At 64.7% G+C, this 14,237-nt stretch carries 11 protein-coding genes; 3 read left to right on the top strand and 8 right to left on the bottom strand.

The annotated features are described in order from the left end of the window. Nucleotides 1–57: 57 nt before the first annotated feature. Entirely contained in the window at nt 58–1,818 is a 1,761-nt protein-coding gene (locus tag B7X65_RS19260) for a GMC family oxidoreductase N-terminal domain-containing protein (RefSeq protein ID WP_293595906.1), read from the top strand. A 244-nt stretch (nt 1,819–2,062) separates the two neighbouring features. Here B7X65_RS19260 and B7X65_RS19255 read toward each other — a convergent pair whose 3' ends face one another. Next, nucleotides 2,063–2,839 carry a hypothetical protein gene (locus B7X65_RS19255; protein ID WP_293595905.1) on the bottom strand — a complete coding sequence of 259 codons (777 nt, stop codon included), beginning with the start codon at nt 2,837–2,839 and terminating at the stop codon, nt 2,063–2,065. Nucleotides 2,840–3,031: 192 nt separating this feature from the next. Further along, nucleotides 3,032–3,559, bottom strand: coding sequence for a TIGR02281 family clan AA aspartic protease (locus tag B7X65_RS19250; protein ID WP_293595904.1), 528 nt, complete (start codon nt 3,557–3,559; stop codon nt 3,032–3,034). A 151-nt stretch (nt 3,560–3,710) separates the two neighbouring features. Here B7X65_RS19250 and B7X65_RS19245 point away from each other — a divergent pair, with 151 nt between their 5' ends. After that, nucleotides 3,711–6,053, top strand: coding sequence for a response regulator (locus tag B7X65_RS19245; RefSeq protein WP_293595903.1), 2,343 nt, complete (start codon nt 3,711–3,713; stop codon nt 6,051–6,053). A 25-nt stretch (nt 6,054–6,078) separates the two neighbouring features. Here B7X65_RS19245 and B7X65_RS19240 read toward each other — a convergent pair whose 3' ends face one another. Together B7X65_RS19240 and B7X65_RS19235 are read right to left on the bottom strand one after the other, a co-directional pair. Further along, nucleotides 6,079–6,543: a hypothetical protein gene (locus B7X65_RS19240; RefSeq protein ID WP_293595935.1), complete on the bottom strand. Its 465-nt coding sequence runs from the start codon at nt 6,541–6,543 to the stop codon at nt 6,079–6,081. 14 nt (nt 6,544–6,557) lie between these two features. Then, nucleotides 6,558–7,757: an ammonium transporter gene (locus tag B7X65_RS19235; RefSeq protein ID WP_293595931.1), complete on the bottom strand. Its 1,200-nt coding sequence runs from the start codon at nt 7,755–7,757 to the stop codon at nt 6,558–6,560. Nucleotides 7,758–8,419: 662 nt separating this feature from the next. Between B7X65_RS19235 and B7X65_RS19230 the strand changes: the two genes are divergently transcribed. Next, a complete protein-coding gene (locus B7X65_RS19230) occupies nt 8,420–9,178 on the top strand; it encodes a TSUP family transporter (protein ID WP_293595902.1) in 759 nt (252 codons plus the stop codon). 13 nt (nt 9,179–9,191) lie between these two features. Here B7X65_RS19230 and mrdA read toward each other — a convergent pair whose 3' ends face one another. The 4 genes from mrdA to B7X65_RS19210 form a co-directional block, all read right to left on the bottom strand. After that, the gene (gene mrdA / locus B7X65_RS19225; protein ID WP_293595901.1) at nt 9,192–11,240 is read right to left on the bottom strand and encodes a penicillin-binding protein 2; all 2,049 of its coding nucleotides are present in this window, start codon (nt 11,238–11,240) and stop codon (nt 9,192–9,194) included. A 228-nt stretch (nt 11,241–11,468) separates the two neighbouring features. After that, nucleotides 11,469–11,987: a rod shape-determining protein MreD gene (gene mreD / locus B7X65_RS19220; protein WP_293595900.1), complete on the bottom strand. Its 519-nt coding sequence runs from the start codon at nt 11,985–11,987 to the stop codon at nt 11,469–11,471. Further along, nucleotides 11,984–12,904, bottom strand: a complete 921-nt coding sequence (gene mreC / locus B7X65_RS19215) for a rod shape-determining protein MreC (protein ID WP_293595899.1) — start codon at nt 12,902–12,904, stop codon at nt 11,984–11,986. The genes mreD and mreC overlap by 4 nt, the downstream gene beginning before the upstream one ends. 54 nt (nt 12,905–12,958) lie before the next feature. After that, on the bottom strand, nt 12,959–14,002 hold the full coding sequence (locus B7X65_RS19210) for a rod shape-determining protein (RefSeq protein ID WP_077592290.1): 1,044 nt from the start codon (nt 14,000–14,002) through the stop codon (nt 12,959–12,961). Between the last annotated feature and the right edge of the window lie 235 nt (nt 14,003–14,237).

Raw genomic sequence — 14,237 nt, 5'->3', positions numbered from 1 at the left:
ATGAGTCGCGGTGGAAGGTTTTGACGGTATGGCTACAAGAACGACGAGACAAGACGCATGAACGAAAACATCTTTGACTACATCATCGTCGGGGGCGGTACTGCGGGTTGCCTGCTGGCCAATCGCCTGAGCGCCGACGCGTCCAAACGTGTGTTGCTGATCGAGGCCGGCCGCAAGGACGACTATCACTGGATCCACATCCCGGTCGGTTACCTGTACTGCATCGGCAACCCGCGCACCGACTGGCTCTACAACACCGAACCCGACGCCGGCCTGAACGGCCGCACGCTGCGTTACCCGCGCGGCAAGACGCTGGGCGGCTGCTCCAGCATCAACGGCATGATCTACATGCGCGGCCAGGCGCGCGACTACGACCGCTGGGCCGAACTCACCGGCGACGACGACTGGGCCTGGGACAAGGTGCTGCCGGGCTTTCGCAAACACGAGGACCACTACAAACTCGATGTGCCCAAAGGCAAGGCAGAGGTCGTGGTCAATGAAAACTTCCGGCGACTGCATGGCCACAAAAGCCAGCACGCCACCAGCGAAGGCCTGGCACGCAAGATGGGCGGCGAGTGGCGCGTTGAAAAGCAGCGCCTGCGCTGGGACATCCTCGACGCGTTTGCCGCGGCGGCGCAGCAGGCGGGCATTCCGGCCACCGACGACTTCAACGGCGGCAACAACGAAGGCGTCGGTTATTTCGAGGTCAACCAGAAAAGCGGCTGGCGCTGGAACACCGCCAAGGCGTTTTTGCGTCCGACCTGTTTTGCCCGCCCCAACTTCGAAATGTGGACCGGCGCGCAGGTCTGCAAACTCATTGTCGAGCGCCAGGACGACGGCAGCCAGCGCTGCACCGGCGTCGAGGTCTGGACCGGCCACGAACGCGTGCAGGCCTTTGCCACGCGCGACTCAGCAAGAGCGCAGGGCAAGCTCGGCGAAGTCATCCTGAGCGCCGGCAGCATAGGCTCGCCGCAAATCCTGCAGCTCTCGGGCATCGGCCCGGCGGCGCTGCTGCAACAGCACGGCATCCCGGTGGTGGTGGACCTGCCCGGCGTCGGCGCCAACCTGCAGGACCACTTGCAGATCCGCTCGGTCTACAAGGTCAACAACATCGCCGGCAGCAAGGCAAAAAACTTCACGCTCAACACTCTGGGCAGCTCGCTCTGGGGCAAGGCCAGAATCGGCCTCGAATACGCGCTCAAACAGACCGGCCCGATGAGCATGGCGCCGTCGCAGCTCGGCGCCTTCACGCGCAGCTCGCCGGACCAGCCCTGGCCCAACATCGAGTACCACGTGCAGCCGCTGTCGCTCGACGCGTTTGGCGAGCCGCTGCACAACTTCAACGCCTTCACTGCCAGCGTCTGCAACCTCAACCCCACCAGCCGCGGCACGGTTCAGATCAGGAGCGGCAACTTCGAAGACGCGCCGGCGATTGCGCCCAACTACCTCAGCACCACCGAGGACCGGAAGGTGGCGGCCGACTCCCTGCGTGTCACGCGCCGCATTGTGAGCCAGAGCGCCCTGGCCGGCTACCAGCCCGAAGAGTTCCGCCCCGGCGTGCAGTTCCAGAGCGATGACGACCTGGCGCGGCTGGCCGGCGACATTGCGACCACCATCTTCCACCCGGTGGGCACCACCAAAATGGGCAGGGCCGATGACCCCATGGCGGTGGTGGACTCGCACCTGCGGGTGCGCGGGGTGACCGGGCTGCGTGTGGTCGATGCCGGCGTGATGCCGCTGATCACCAGCGGCAACACCAATTCACCAACCCTGATGATTGCGGAAAAAGCCGCGCAGTGGATACGGGACGGAAATTAAAGCCCCCAAGTAAGGCCCCCACGGTCGCTCGCTTCGCGTAGCTTCCTGCCCCCCGAGGGGGCCGCTGCGCCTGCGGCCCGGCTAAGCCGGTTCCGCGGCCCTGGCTGGTCTGGAGCGAAGCCCCACCTACGACCGCTTATACCGCTCGTTCCGAGCTGTCGACGCCTGTTCGCCGGGGTTCAAACAAGCAGGGGCCCCCTCGGGGGGCAGCGCAGTACACGCAGTGACAAGCGTGGGTGCTTAGTTATTCCCCGATCAGCGCGGCGATGGTCACGCCATCACCTCTCTGGTTGCTGGCACGCAACTCGTCAGCGCAGGTGATCCAGCTCTTGATCTGCGAGACCCAGCCTTCCGCCTCGCCATCGGCCGGCGGCGCCTTGCCCTTCATGGCCAGCGCCACAGGTTCGGGCCCGCAGCGGGCCTGCGCTGCATCGATGAAGCCGAGCCGGTAAGACACCGCGGTCAGCAACTGTTGCTCGGCCAGCCAGCGCGGGCTGATGACAAACAGGTCTGTCGGCGCAGTGGCGTTCATCTTGTCGAGAATGAGGCGCGGCGTGCCCAGCCCTGACATGTAGTTTTCCACCGTGCGCGCAATCTGGCTGACATACGCCGACTGCTGGTCGATGCTGCCCTCCTTGAGCTGGACATGGATGCGATGCACGCCCAGCGTTGCGCCGCTGGACACATGGCGGGTCACGCCACTCATCCATAAAATGAAACAGGCGCTGTAGCAGCGCGCGCCACGGGCCACATGGGTGGCGGCGTAACTCTTGTCAAGCAGGTGGGCGATCTTGATGGCCTCCACCACATCACCGCCCGATGAATCCAGGTAGACCATGCGCGCGAAGCGCCCGTAGTTGTCGGGGTGCCGGACGAACCCGATGATCCTGGCGTAGTCACCTTTCTCGATGGTTCCCTGGATCAACACGCCACGCTGGTAGGCCGAGATATCAGCAGCCGCGGCGGGCAGGCATGCAGTGGCAAACACGCTGATCAAAAGGGTGATGAGGGCTCGCATCATGAGAATCTCCTGCCATCAGCCGGAAGAGCTGAACAGATGTCATCCTAGGATTGCGCTGCGCCGGCGTCAGTCATCAATTACCGGGGTAGCGGTAACTTATTTACCGTCCGGTTTTCAGCGTGGCGGCCCAGGGGGAGAATCTGAGACTTATCGGTGTAGCGGGTTCACCGCAAAATGAAAACCTTAGGTTCATTATTTGCCGCGCAGCACCATGTTGTCCCCGGACAGCACGATTTCGAACCGGGACAGGAAGCTTTGTCCCAGCAGGGCCATCGAGGGATCGGGCCCCACCAGCCCCACGCCGACCCGTGTGCCCGAGACGCTGGCCGGCCCGACCGACACTGTGACACCTTTGACAATCCGGCCCTGCAGCTCGCCGCTGGCGGTGCGGAAGGTGGTCGCCTCGCCCGGCGCCATGCCGGCGGTCCGCGCAAACTCCTGGCTGACCACCACCAGCGATGCGCCGGTATCCACCAGAAAAGTGACAGGCCGGCCATGAACCTGTCCTAGCGCGTAGAAGTGGCCGTCCCGGGCGCGCGGAATCACCAGTTCTCCGGTCACTGAAACGGTCAGCGGTGGCGGCTTCAATACCTGGCGCATCACGGCGTACAGGGCCCCCATGACCGTCAGCCAGAAAAGCAGGATCACCAATGGTCCCCACCGAAGGCCCGCACCGGCCGGGCGGGCCTGTTTCGTGCTGTTGCTGTCCGGATGTCTCATGGGAGTTGGCTTGAGGGGTGGCTGCCTGTACGGAAGGCTTCGGGACGCCCTGCGCCCCGAGGCCATGATACGTCGGGTGACAGACAAAACGACGCCCACGCCGCCGCGAGCCCGATAATGGACCAGCTCCCCTCACAACCCCAAAGCCCTGATGCCGACCACCAGCCTAGCCCTTTACATGCAGACCCAGCGCGCGCTGTATGCGGCCGGGTTGCCGGAAAAGATCAGTGCGCTGGAAGCAGCGCTGCGACAACTGGACGGCGGCACCGACGAACCCGCAAGCCAGGAGGCGGCGCTGTCCGTGCTGGCGCAGGCCCACAAGCTGGCGGGCTCTGGCGGCACCTTTGGTTTTCCCGCCGTCAGCGAAGCGGCGGCGGCGATCGAGAAACTTCTCTCGAAAAACGCCGGTGTCCCGGGTTTTCCCAGCGTTGAGTATCGTCTCTCGCTGGAAGCCGGCCTGCAGGCGCTGAAAGCTGCGGCGGCCGCGGACCAGCCTGCCGTTGAGACTCCCGCTGCGGTTCTCACGGCCAGCAGTCATGCCGTCGTGCCCCAGCCCACCGGGCGAGCACGGCTGCTTCACATCATCGATCCCGACGGGGTAGCGGCTGGCCAGCTTGCCGATCAGCTGAGCCATGGCGGCTACCAGATCCGCGTGTTCACCCAGCCTGCTGCCGCAGACCTGGCGGCACGGCAGGAAGCGCCGGCGGCCATTCTTGCCGACATCACGTTTTCCGCAGACCCCCTGGTGGCGTGGCCCGTACTGGCCGCGCCCGGCCCGGCCACAGAAGGCCGGACGCCCCTCCTTCTCATGGGCGCCGGCGCGGACTTCCAGACCCGCCTGGCCGCCGTGCGGGCCGGGGCAGCCGGTTATTTCCCGCACCCCGTGGATGTGCGGGCCATCACCGCCCTGCTGGGCCTGCTCACCTCTGCGGAGCCGACGCAGCCCTACCGGGTACTGATCATCGAGGACGACGAAACACTGGCGAGCTTTTATGCCGGCGTGTTGCAGTCCGCAGGCATGCAAACGTGCGTCGTCACCGAGCCCCGTCAGGTCATGGCGCCGCTGGCCGATTTCCAGCCCGACCTGATCACCTGCGACATCCACATGCCGCAATGCAACGGGATCGAGCTGGCGACCCTGATCCGGCAGCAGCCCGAGTTCGTCCGGGTGCCCATCATCTTCCTGTCTGCCGAGACCAGCCTGGACCAGCAGGCCCAAGCGCTCCGGCAGGGTGGTGATGACTTCATCACCAAGCCCGTCTCCCCGGAAACGCTGGTCTCTGCGGCGCAGAGCCGGGCACGCCGCCACCGCAGCCTGCTCGCAGCCGAGGACACCCTGCGCATCAGCGAGGAGCGGTTCCGGCTGGTGGTCGAAACCAGCCTGGACGGCTTCCTGCACAGCCTGCCCGATGGCACGGTGGTCGCGGCCAACCAGGCCGCCTGCACCATGTTCGGGATGAGCGAACAGCAAATCAGGGCGGCAGGCATTGCCGGTCTGGTGGACAGCACGGATCCACGCATGGCCGGACTGGTAATGGAGATCAGCCGCTCCGCCAGGTTCCGCGGCGAACTCGTCTGTGTGCGCGGGGATGGGACGCGTTTTCCGGCCGAGGCCTCGTCGTCGCAGCATGTGAACAGCGACGGCGACGTGCAGGTCAGCGTGATCCTGCGCGACATCACCGAACGCAAGCTTGCCGAGCAGCAGATCCTGCAGCTCAATGCGGAGCTGGAAACCCGCGTGGAAAAACGCACGGCCGAACTGACGGCAGCCACCCTGGAGCTGCAGGCTTTCTCGCAGGCGCTGGCCCATGACCTGCGCCAGCCCTACATTGCCATCAACGGCATGACCCGGCTGCTGGAAAAGGAAATGGCGGCCGGCATCAGCGAGCGCGGCAGGCACTACCTCCAGCGCATCCGTGCCGGGGTCAGCCAGATGAACGAACGAACCGACAGCCTGCTGGCGCTGGCGCAGCTGTCGCGCACGCAGTCCCGCCGCGAGCAGGTGGACCTGGGCGCCATAGCCGGCGCGGTTCTGAAATCACTCCAGGAACAGCACCCGGAACGCCTTGTGGCCACCCGGGTCCAGGCCTTGCCGGCCGTGCAGGCCGACGCCGGGCTGGCGCTGCATTTGCTGAACATCCTGCTGGGCAATGCCTGGAAGTTCACGTCTACGCGGGCGGACGCCGAGATCACGGTGGGCGGCGAGCCAGGTACCGATGGCGAGATGATTTTTTTCGTGAGGGACAACGGCGTCGGGTTCGACATGACGTATGCCGACAAGCTGTTTACCGCCTTCCAGCGACTGCACGCCCCAGGCGAATTTGCCGGTGCCGGCATTGGCCTGGCGACCGCACGCCGGATTGTCACGCGCCATGGCGGACGGATCTGGGCCACATCGGCACCCGGGCAGGGCACCTGTTTTTATTTCACACTGGCTGGCGCCAAACGCTGGACGCGCAGCTCCAGCCGTTCCCCTTCGACGCTAGGCATGTGAAACAGGTGCCGCAGGCGAGAGCCGCTCAGCGCAGTCCCTTCACATAACGGGGGGCATCCGGATCGCGCGGCTTGCGCTCGCGGTGTTTTTCGCTGTCACCAAAAAAGTTGCCGAACGTCGACTCGATGAAGCCCGACTCGGGGTAGACCTCTTCCTCGGTGTTGACCGAGCGGGCCCCCTGCTGATCCGGCACCGGCGCGGCGCCCGCTGGTGGCGCGGCACTGCGCTCCTTGACCGCATCGGCCATCATCCTGACCAGCGGCACGCGGTGCCTGGCCTCCGGAGACGCCATGATTTCCTCGAGCCGGTCGGCCCAGACGCCGAGATCGATATGGCCATCTTCGACGGCCTTCTCGCGCGAGAAACGGACGATTTCGGCCGCGTATTCCGCATTGGTCGCCATCCACTCGGTGTCGGTCACCCGCCCGGTCTTTCTGCGCAGCAATACATGCAAGTGGGCAGCAATCGCAATTTTTTCGCTGGAAGGCATGTCGGGATCCTCCATCAGGTGCCCATCCGCTCGGCATGCTGGGCAATGTCCAGGCCATCGGACTCCGAGCTGTCACTGACCCGCAGGCTGAAAACCAGCGACGTGATCCAGAGCACCACGGCCGTCATGAGCAGGCTGTAACACAGCACGGCGCCTGCACCGATGGCCTGGGTCAACACGCTGCCTTCCACGCCCGAGATGGTTTTGCTGGCAAACACGCCGGTCAGCAGCGAGCCGACGATGCCGCCCACGCCATGCACGCCGAACACGTCGAGGGAATCGTCGGCATTGAGCAGGCGTTTGAGGCCGGTCGCGCCCCAGTAGCAGGCGACGCCGGCAATCAGCCCGATGGCCAGGGCCGCGCGAGGCGAGACAAAGCCAGCCGCCGGGGTGATGGCCACCAGCCCGGCCACCAGCCCCGAACACAGTCCAAGCAAGGTGGGCCGCTTGCGGACCATCCACTCGGCCGCCATCCATGACAGGGCGCCGGCAGCGGCGGCAATGTGCGTTACCGCCATCGCCAGGCCGGCCCGGCCGTCGGAGGCCACGGCGGAACCGGCATTGAATCCGAACCAGCCAACCCAGAGCATGCCGGCACCGGCCATGGTGAGCCCGAGGTTGAAGGGCGTGAAGGCCTCACGGCCGTAGCCGCGGCGCGGTCCGAGCACGTAGGCACAGACCAGCCCCGCTACGCCGGCATTGATATGGACGACGGAGCCACCGGCAAAATCGAGCGCCCCAAGTTGGGCCAGCCAGCCATTGGGTTCCCAGACCCAGTGCGCAATCGGTGCATATACGACCAGGGTCCACAGGCTGATGAAACACAGCATCGCGGAAAACCGCATGCGCTCGACAAACGCCCCCACCACCAGCGCCGCGGTAATGATGGCAAAGGTCAGCTGGAACATCGCGTACACCGACTCGGGGATATTCGGTGCAATATGGCTGACCGCGACTTTCTGCGCGTCCTTGACATAGTCCAGACCGGCAAACCAGAGCCGCTCGCCACCGCCAATGTAGTGGCCCAGCGCGCCGCTGCCCGGCGTGAAGGCCAGGGAGTAACCGACGGCAAACCACAGCAGGCTGACGATTGCGCAAATGGCCACCACGCAGGCCATGGTGTTGAGCACGTTTTTCTTGCGCACCATGCCGCCGTAGAACAGGGCGATGCCCGGCAAGGTCATGAGGAGAACCAGCGCCGTCGATGTCATCATCCAGGCGGTGTCGGCGCCATTGAGGGTATCGGCGGCCACCAGACCCGGGCGGGTCAGAGGGGCGGGGACCGGGACCGCAGGGACAGGAGCTGGGGCTGGAGCCGCTGTTGTGGCAGGCGGCGCAACCACCACCTGCGCCACCGGTTCGACAGGCGCGCTGGCTGCTGGCACGGCAGACGCGGCCTCTGCAGGAGCCGGCGTCTGTGCTCCGGCCAGCGTGGCGGCCAACAGCAGCCCGAGCCCCCAACCCAATGAAACGAACCGCGTGTGGTGCATGGTGATTTCCGATGTGTGCTGAATGGATCGAACATCTCGTAACAGGCATAAGTCGTGCCAAGCTGCCGACGCCCTGTTTCACCGCACCCTGGCGCCCAGCCAGCAGGGAACAGCCCCCCCCACACGGGGAAGGGAAAGTCCCGATGCACTATGCGGGTGCGCACACTACATTCAGTGATCTGCATACGAGCCAAGCCGCTCGCAGAGGGCCGAGGAGACAAACTCGCACAAGCACAACAGACAACAGAATTGGCATCCAGAGAGATGTTTTTTACAAAGCGCCGGTGAACCCGGCGCTTTTTTTTGCCCGCCCGATCCGGATCATCCGAGGTGCGAGGTCGGGACCGGCAGCCTGCCGCCGACGGGGCCAATGAGACAATTCACCCATGGAATTACTGATCGTGTCATTGGCCTCGCTGCTGGCGGGTTTTGTGGATTCCATCGTGGGTGGCGGCGGGCTGATTCTGGTGCCCGCCCTGTTCGCCGTGTTTCCCACCACCCATCCGGCGACGCTGTTTGGCGTGAACAAGGGCGCATCGGTCTGGGGCACCGCTGTGGCCACCGTGCAATACGCCCGGCGCGTGGACATGCGCTGGGCCGCCCTGCTGCCGGCCGCGCTGGCCGGTTTTGCCGGCTCGTTCGCCGGCGCCTGGCTGGTCACCGTGATTTCCCCGGGGTTTCTGCGCAAGATCCTGCCGTTTGTGCTGCTGGCCGTGCTGCTCTACACCCTGGTCCGCAAGGACCTGGGGCGCACCCACGCACCTCGGTTTTCCGGTCGCGCCGAAACCTGGGCGGCCTGCACCATCGGTATCCTGCTGGGGTTTTACGACGGGTTTTTCGGCCCGGGCACCGGCAGCTTTTTTGTCTTCCTGTTCGTGCGCTGGCTGGGTTACGACTTCCTGAGCGCCTCGGCGTCCGCCAAGCTGCTCAACACGGCCACCAACCTGGCCGCCCTGCTGCTGTTTGCGTACAAGGGCCACGTCTGGTGGCATTTCGCGTTGACCATGGCACTGGCCAACGTGGTGGGCAGCCTGCTGGGCACACGCCTGGCGCTCAAGCATGGCGCAGGTTTTGTACGTGTGGTGTTTATCGTGGTGGTCAGCGCACTGATTCTCAAAACCGGATTCGACGCTTTCCTGAAATAGCGCAAGAACGGCGCTAATCGGCGTCGGGCAAAGGCACAGGCACAGGCACAGGCGGCGGCAGCTTGCTGAGGGCTTCGGCAATCGCCGCGGCCTTGGCCGGATTGGTGGCTGTGGTCGTGCCGCTCCCCAGCAAGCCCGCCATTTCGGCCGCCAGGCGCGGCTTGCCGATGGGCGCAGCCGCCAGCCCCTTTTGCACGGCCGCCATGTCCACCTCGCTGGGGTACTGGCCGAGCAGCACGTAGTCAAACACGCGTCGGGCAATGGGCGCCGCATGGGCTGCACCGAAGCCGGCGTTTTCCACCACCACGGCCAGCGCAATTTTCGGATGGTCTGCCGGCGCAAAAGCCATGTACAGGGCATGGTCCCGCTGGTGCTCTTCAAGTTTGCGGGCGTCGTACTTGTCCTTCTGGCCGACACCCACCGCTTGGGCCGTACCGGTCTTGCCGCCGCTGAGATAGCCGGCCCCCGCAAACACCCGGGTCGACGTGCCCTCCTGCGTGACACCGACCAGCGCCTTGCGGATCACCGCCACGTTTTCCGGCTTGTAGCCCAGGTTTTGCGGCGGCTCCGGAGCAATGGGTTCGATGGCCCGCGTCATCGGGTCCTGCGTGGCAATCACCAGCTGCGGTTTGTGCCGGACGCCGTTGTTCGCCACCGTGGCGGTGGCCTGCGCAAGCTGCAGCATGGTGAACGCGTTGTAACCCTGGCCGATGCCCAGCGAAATGGTTTCGCCTGGGTACCATTTCTGCTGATCGGCCCGCTTGTAGGTCTTGCGCTTCCATTCCTGGCTGGGCAGCACGCCGCGCACTTCACCGTGGATGTCGATCCCCGTGATCTGCCCGAAGCCGAGCGGCTTCATGAAGTCATGCATGGCATCCACACCGAGGTCATTGGCCAGCGAGTAGTAGTAGACATTGCTCGACTTGACGATGCTCTGGTGCATGTCGACCGGGCCGAGCCCGGCCCCATGGCTGCGGAACTGGTGGCCGCCAAACATCCAAGACCCGGTGTCGTTGGTGATGCTGCCGGGCTGGCGCTTGCCGGACTCCAGCGCCGCCAGCGCCATGAAGGGCTTGTAGGTGGAGCCGGGCGGGTAGGTCCCGCGCAGTGCCCGGTTCAGCAGCGGCTTGTCGATTGACTCGTTGAGGGCCTGCCAGCTTTCGCTGTCAATGCCATCGACAAACAGGTTGGGATCGAATGTCGGCTTGCTGACGAAGGCCAGCACTTCCCCGGTGGACGGGTCCAGCGCCACCAGCGCGCCGCGCCTGTCGCCAAACAGGTCTTCCACCAGCTTCTGCAGCTTGATGTCGATGGACAGCATCACCGTATCGCCCGGCACCGCCGCCGTACTGGCGAGCTTGCGCACCGCGCGGCCACCGGCCGACGTCTCCACCTGCTCGACGCCCGTGTTGCCGTGCAGCTGGGCTTCAAAGCTCTGTTCAACGCCGAGTTTGCCGATGTAGTCGGTACCGCGGTAGTTGCCTTCCTCGTCGTTTTCCTCGATCCGTTCCTTTTCCGACCGGTTGATGCGCCCGATGTAGCCGACCACGTGGCTGGCCAGCTCACCATTCGGGTAGCTGCGAAACAGCCGCGCCTTGATGTCGACACCGGGGAAGCGGAAACGCTGGGCTGCAAAACGGGCCACTTCTTCGTCCGTCAACCGCGTGCGGATCGGCAGTGACTCGAAATTGCGGGACTCCTCGCGCAGCTTCTTGAAACGGCGCTTGTCGCGCGGATGAATATCCACCAGCCGCCCCAGCGCCTCGATGGTTTCCTCCAGGTCGGCCACCCTGGACGGCGTGATCTCCAGCGTATACGCCGAATAGTTGGTGGCCAGCACAATGCCGTTGCGGTCGAGGATCAGGCCCCGGTTGGGCACGATGGGAACGACCGCGGTACGGTTGCTCTCGGCCTGTTCGTTGAGGTCGTCGTGCCGCACCACCTGCAAAAAGACCAGGCGGGCGGCCAGCAGCACGAAGGCGAACAGGATGACCAGCCCGGCCACCAGCACCCGCGCACGGAAACGTGAAAGATCAGCCTCGACGTTTCTGAGTTCAGTCATGGCAAGTAGGACTCAGGGCCGGCGGAAAAAGTGCCCCCACTTGCAAAATGCGTCCCATCTCCAGACCAAGCTCCGCTCCGGAGTCGGCTTGGCCAGCCCGCTGGCGCAGCGACTGCGGGGACTCTTCAGACCAGCAGGGGCCGCGGATCTGGCTTTGCCAGTCCGCAGGCGCAGCGGCCCCCCCGGGGGGCAGGGCGCTACACGCAGTGAGCAACCGTGGGGGCATGCCTACAGCGGCCGGTTCTGGTCGGGATTGGGCGCCCGACGCTGCGGCGCCAGCAGCATCACGCTGATCACCGGCCACAGCAGGGACTCGGCCAGCGGCGCCAGCAGCAGCGTCCAGCCGGGAAAAACACCGCCGCTCATCATGCGGATGGTGATTTCCACACCATGCGCCACCGCAAACAGCGGCAGGATCTGCAGTGCCTGGGAGGGCACGGTAAACCACAGGAGGCGGCGGTGGATCATGGTGGCGAAAAAGCTCAGGGCGGTGTAGGCCAGCGCGTGCTGGCCGAGCAGGGCCGACTGGTGCACATCCATGCCCAGGCCGAACATGAAGGCCAGGCCAATCCCCACCCGCTGCGGCTGGTGAATGTTCCAGAACACCAGCACCAGTGCCAGGAAATCCGGCATCCAGGGCACCCGCCCGAGCGGAAGCATGTCCAGCAACAGGGCCACGATCAGGCTGGTCCAGATGAACACCGGGTTGGCGGGCAGCAGCAGCTGCTGGCCAGAGGGCATGATCATTTGCCGGCTCCTTTTTTGACGGGTACGGGCGCGGGCTCTGCGGCAACAGCTGGCAGCTTTTCGCCGGACAAGGGCTTGACCACCATGACATGGAAAGCGGCATTGACCTGGGCCTGCGGTGTGCAGTAAATCCGGGCAAACGCCGATTCGGCACGCCGCTCTATCCGGTCGATTTTGGCCACCGGCAGCCCCGGCGGATAAACGCCGTCAACACCGCTGGTCGTCAGCAGGTCGCCCTGCTGCACATCCGAATTGCTGCCCATGAAACGCAGCTCCAGCCCGCCGCCATGGGTGGTCGGCTCGCCGAAGGCCACACTGCGCGCACCGGTCCGGGTGTTGAGCACGGGGATGGCAAGGTCGCGGTCAATGACCAGCGTGACCTCGCTGATCAGGGGATGGACACGGGTGACCTGGCCCAGCACACCGGACTCGTCCACCACCGGCGAACCAAGCGCCACACCCTGAAGCAGGCCTTTGTCGATGATGACCTTGCGGGTGTAGGGGTCGGGGGCGTCGTAAAGCACCTGTGCGGCCTGCCCTGTGAGGGCCGCCTGTTCGCGCAGATCAAGCAGCTTTCGCAGACGCGAATTTTCGAGTGCCAGCTGCTCAACCTGGCTGGCGCGCAGCGACAGCGTCGCCAGTTTCTGGTGGGCCGCTTCTTCGCCGGCTCGGGCCTGGCTCAGCGCGGTGAAATAACCGCCGCCATACCGGGCCGCGCGGACCGGCTGCAGGGCCAGCCACTGCACGGGGTAAAGCACCGTCGCCACGGCCGCCCGGATGGGCTGGGTGATCTTGAAACGCAGGTCGGCCACCATCAGGAACAGGGCCAATGCGCTGAAAAACATCAGCTTGGACAGGGCCGACGGTCCCTGCTTGAAAAAGGGCGGCGGGCTTCTGTCGAGGGTTCCTAAGGGCATGGTCTGCGGTCAATCATGCGCCTGTCCGGCTGCATCGAGGAGGATGCGCCAGGTTTATTCCGAGGTGAAGATGGAGCCGAGGCGGTCCATGCGCTCCAGCGCGATGCCGCAGCCGCGCACCACGCAGGTCAGCGGGTCTTCAGCCACCAGCACCGGCAGCCCGGTTTCTTCCGCCAGCAGGCGGTCCAGATCACGCAGCAGCGCGCCGCCGCCGGTCAGCATCATGCCGCGGTCGGCAATGTCGGCGCCGAGCTCGGGCGGCGTGTGTTCGAGCGCGGTTTTCACGGCGCTGACGATGTTGTTGAGCGGGTCAGTCAGGGCTTCGAGGATCTCGTTGCTGGAGATCGTGAAGCTGCGCGGCACGCCTTCGGACAGGTTGCGTCCCTTGACTTCCATTTCCTTGACCTCGGAGCCGGGGAAGGCCGAACCGATGTTTTTCTTGATGGCCTCGGCCGTCGGCTCGCCGATCAGCATGCCGTAGTTGCGGCGGATATAGCTGATGATGGCTTCGTCGAAACGGTCGCCGCCCACACGCACGCTGCCCTTGTAGACCATGCCGCCCAGCGAGATGACGCCGACCTCGGTCGTGCCGCCGCCGATGTCGACGACCATGGAGCCGCTGGCTTCGGAGACCGGCAGGCCGGCCCCGATGGCTGCGGCCATCGGTTCTTCAATCAGGTAGACGTCGCTGGCGCCGGCGCCCAGGGCGCTTTCGCGGATCGCGCGGCGCTCGACCTGGGTCGAGCCGCAGGGCACGCAGATGATGATGCGCGGGCTGGGCTTGAAGAAGCTGCGCGGATGCACCATTTTGATGAACTGCTTGAGCATCTGCTCGGTGACGGTGAAGTCGGCGATCACGCCGTCTTTCATGGGCCGGATGGCTTCGATGTTGCCGGGAACCTTGCCGAGCATGGCCTTGGCTTCATGGCCAACGGCCTGGATGGTTTTTTTGCCTTGGGGGCCACCTTCGTGGCGAATGGCAACGACGGAAGGTTCATCCAGCACAATGCCGCGGTCGCGTACAAAAATCAGGGTGTTGGCGGTACCGAGGTCAATCGCCAGGTCGGTGGAAAAATACCGACGGAAAGTTTCAAACATGGTGAGGGAGTCCGGTTTTGGGCATGGAACAAACTTCGTTGCTCTATCGCCTTTTGTGATTGTTGTGAGGGGTCAAAAAAAGTCGATGGACAGGAAAATGAGGCAACACCTTGATTCCAGAGCGTAAACCGCGCCTAAAGCGTGCATCCGACCCTGATTTCACATCAAAGGCGGGATAATAACGCATCCCCTGTAAATCACCGGGCGGCACCCTGCCCATTATTTCATCTTTACA

Origin of the sequence: Polaromonas sp. 39-63-25 (genome assembly GCF_002278925.1) — a bacterium.
Taxonomy (GTDB): Bacteria; Pseudomonadota; Gammaproteobacteria; order Burkholderiales; family Burkholderiaceae_C; genus Polaromonas.
Note: the sequence above shows the minus strand (reverse complement) of the source record. Positions and strands in the feature narration are given on the sequence as shown.

Excerpts from the sequence above, each read along its gene's own strand:
- B7X65_RS19235 (WP_293595931.1), bottom strand. The coding sequence starts at position 7,757 with ATGATGACATCGACGGCGCTGGTTCTCCTCATGACCTTGCCGGGCATC.
- B7X65_RS19210 (WP_077592290.1), bottom strand. The coding sequence starts at position 14,002 with ATGTTTGAAACTTTCCGTCGGTATTTTTCCACCGACCTGGCGATTGAC.
- B7X65_RS19240 (WP_293595935.1), bottom strand. The coding sequence starts at position 6,543 with ATGCCTTCCAGCGAAAAAATTGCGATTGCTGCCCACTTGCATGTATTG.
- mrdA (WP_293595901.1), bottom strand. The coding sequence starts at position 11,240 with ATGACTGAACTCAGAAACGTCGAGGCTGATCTTTCACGTTTCCGTGCG.
- mreC (WP_293595899.1), bottom strand. The coding sequence starts at position 12,904 with ATGCCCTTAGGAACCCTCGACAGAAGCCCGCCGCCCTTTTTCAAGCAG.
- B7X65_RS19245 (WP_293595903.1), top strand. The coding sequence starts at position 3,711 with ATGCCGACCACCAGCCTAGCCCTTTACATGCAGACCCAGCGCGCGCTG.
- B7X65_RS19250 (WP_293595904.1), bottom strand. The coding sequence starts at position 3,559 with ATGAGACATCCGGACAGCAACAGCACGAAACAGGCCCGCCCGGCCGGT.
- B7X65_RS19260 (WP_293595906.1), top strand. The coding sequence starts at position 58 with ATGAACGAAAACATCTTTGACTACATCATCGTCGGGGGCGGTACTGCG.
- B7X65_RS19255 (WP_293595905.1), bottom strand. The coding sequence starts at position 2,839 with ATGATGCGAGCCCTCATCACCCTTTTGATCAGCGTGTTTGCCACTGCA.
- B7X65_RS19230 (WP_293595902.1), top strand. The coding sequence starts at position 8,420 with ATGGAATTACTGATCGTGTCATTGGCCTCGCTGCTGGCGGGTTTTGTG.
- mreD (WP_293595900.1), bottom strand. The coding sequence starts at position 11,987 with ATGATCATGCCCTCTGGCCAGCAGCTGCTGCTGCCCGCCAACCCGGTG.